Origin of the sequence: Streptomyces sp. NPDC059037 (genome assembly GCF_042740015.1) — a bacterium.
In the GTDB taxonomy this organism is placed as follows: Bacteria; Actinomycetota; Actinomycetes; order Streptomycetales; family Streptomycetaceae; genus Streptomyces.
On the sequence record NZ_JBHYIG010000200.1, the window covers coordinates 1 to 2,291 of the forward strand.

At 74.0% G+C, this 2,291-nt stretch carries 1 protein-coding gene; it reads right to left on the reverse strand.

The genetic code is table 11. The features are described 5' to 3' along the window. Positions 1-212 precede the first annotated feature (212 nt). Entirely contained in the window at positions 213-2,027 is a 1,815-nt protein-coding gene (locus ACFWY6_RS31800) for a sel1 repeat family protein (protein WP_384697696.1), read from the reverse strand. Between the last annotated feature and the right edge of the window lie 264 nt (positions 2,028-2,291).

Consider the following 2,291-nt stretch of genomic DNA (forward strand, 5'->3'; position numbering starts at 1 on the left):
ACCTGCGACCTCTGGGTTATGAGCCCAGCGAGCTACCGAGCTGCTCCACCCCGCGTCGGTAAACGCAACTCTACGTCAAGCCCACGACCAGCGCAAATCTGCTTCCGCGCCTCGCTGTGGGCAGGCGTTCCGCAGGGCGGAACAGGTGGGCACAGCCCACCCACCGGCCTGCACCCGCCCGACAACCGCAAGGTGCAAACAGCGTGGGCGAGCTAAGCCGTCAGTTCCTGCTGAAGCGCCTCGCGCAACCGAGCCGCCCGCTCGGAAACCTCAGCAGGCCCAAGATCAACGGCACGGGAAGCCCACCGCTGCCCCTCCACCAGCTGCCCGCGCCGAGCGTAAAGCAGCGCAAGCCGCAGCGCCGCCCGCCCATGCCCCGCATCAGCGGCCCGCGTCCACCACAGCGCCGCCTCGGGCTCACTGCCCTCACGCGCAAGCAGCAGCCCCAGGTTGAACGCCCCGTTCCGGCTGCCCGCCTCCGCGGCGAGGCGGTACCACCGAGCGGCCTCGACGACATCGCCACGCCCCGCGGCCAGCATCCCGACCCGCACCTGCGCACGCCGGTGCCCCTGCTCGGCGGCCCGCTCGTACCACTCCTCGCACTCGGTCTTCTCGGCAGCGGGCTCCCCCAGCGCGGGCGGACCCGCGGGCGGCCGCCGCGCATCGAGCACGGTGCCGAGCCAGTACGCCGCCTCCGCACTGCCGCCACCGGCCGCGCACCGCAGATGCCGCTCGGCGTCCTGCTCGGCACCCTCACGCAGCCGCGCCGTGCCGACCTGGAGCGCGGCCTCGGTGTGCCCGGCGGCCGCCGCACGCTCGTACCAGGGCAGCGCCGCGCCCTCGTCGTCACGCGACGCGTACAGGATCCCGAGGTTGAAGGCCGCGTCCACGCTGCCCGCCTCGGCCGCCTTGGAGAACCACGGCTCGGCGCCCGCCGCGTCGCCGCCCTGCAGGAGCAGCACGGCCAGCGCGTTGGCCGCCTCGCGGTGGCCGGCGTACGCCGCACGCCGGTACCACTGGTCGGCCTGCGCGGTCCGCCCCTGCTCGGCGCAGAGCAGCCCGAGGTTGTAGGCGCCGTTCACATCGCCCGCGTCCATGGCCGCGCGGTACCACCGCTCGGCGGTCTGGGTCTCGCCCCGCTCGGCATGCAGCGCACCGAGCGCGTTCGCGGCGTTCCCGTCCCCGTCCTGGGCGGCTTTCAGCCACCAGACGGCGGCGCTCTCCGTGTCGCCGGCGTCCCGCAGCAGGAAGCCGAGGGCGCAGGCGGCGCGCGCCTCGCCGTCCTTGGCGGAGTTCAGGTACCAGCGGCCGGCCTCCTTCAGCTCGCCGCGCTGCTCCAGGATCGCACCGAGGTGCAGCGCGGCACGCCGGTGCCCGCGCGCGGCGGCCTGGCGGTACCACTGCTCGGCCTCCGCGGCGGCGGACCGTACACCGTCGTCCTGGGCGGACGCGGCAGAATCGGCGGGCTCGGCGGCGGACCGCCGGTCGAGGGCGCGGGCGATCCGGTACGCGGCCTCGCGGTGGCCGCGCTCGGCGGATGCCCGCATCCAGCGCTCGGCGCCCGCGTCACCGCGGTGCTCCAGGAGGTCGGCGAGGGCGTACGCCCCCAGGGCGTGGCCCTGCTCGGCGGACTGCCGCAGCCAGTACTCGGCGGCCGGCTCGTCGCCGCGCTCACGGTGGTGCCGCCCGAGCGCGTGCGCGGCCGCGGCGGATCCGGCGACGGCGGCGACCCGCCACCAGCCGGCCGCCTCATCGGCGTATCCACGCTGGTGGAGCAGGACTCCGAGGTTGTTGGCCGCCGCGCGGTCGCCCTCGGCGGTCGCCGCGCGCAGCATGGATTCGGCCCCGTCGAGATCGCCGCGGCGCAGCAGAAGGCTTCCCAGGACGCTCATCGCGTCGACATCTCCGGCCTCGGCGGCGAGCCGATGGCGCAACTCCTCGGCGGCCGCCCCGGGATCCTCCCGGTCGGCCGACTGCACAAACCGCCCTGTCTCCAACAGAGTTGCCTTGTCCCCCATAACGTCCATCGTCGCACCACCTGCAACCTGGGTACACCTGGTATACCGCAGCCAGTGAGGTCACTTCAGCGTTTTGTCGACATGCCCACAGAGAGATAAGTGAAACACAGATTCCCCAACTCCCCCCGGCCGGAGCATGCTTCGCACAGAACAGCGCACGCCGACACGGCACCACGAACACATGACGATAGGGGGCGGCGGCGATCGCGCAGCTCGCGCGGCGCGGCGGTGGGCGGGGGCCGGTGATAGAGAGGGGCCGAGGCGGGGTGTGTC

Excerpts from the sequence above, each read along its gene's own strand:
- ACFWY6_RS31800 (WP_384697696.1), bottom strand. The coding sequence starts at position 2,027 with ATGGACGTTATGGGGGACAAGGCAACTCTGTTGGAGACAGGGCGGTTT.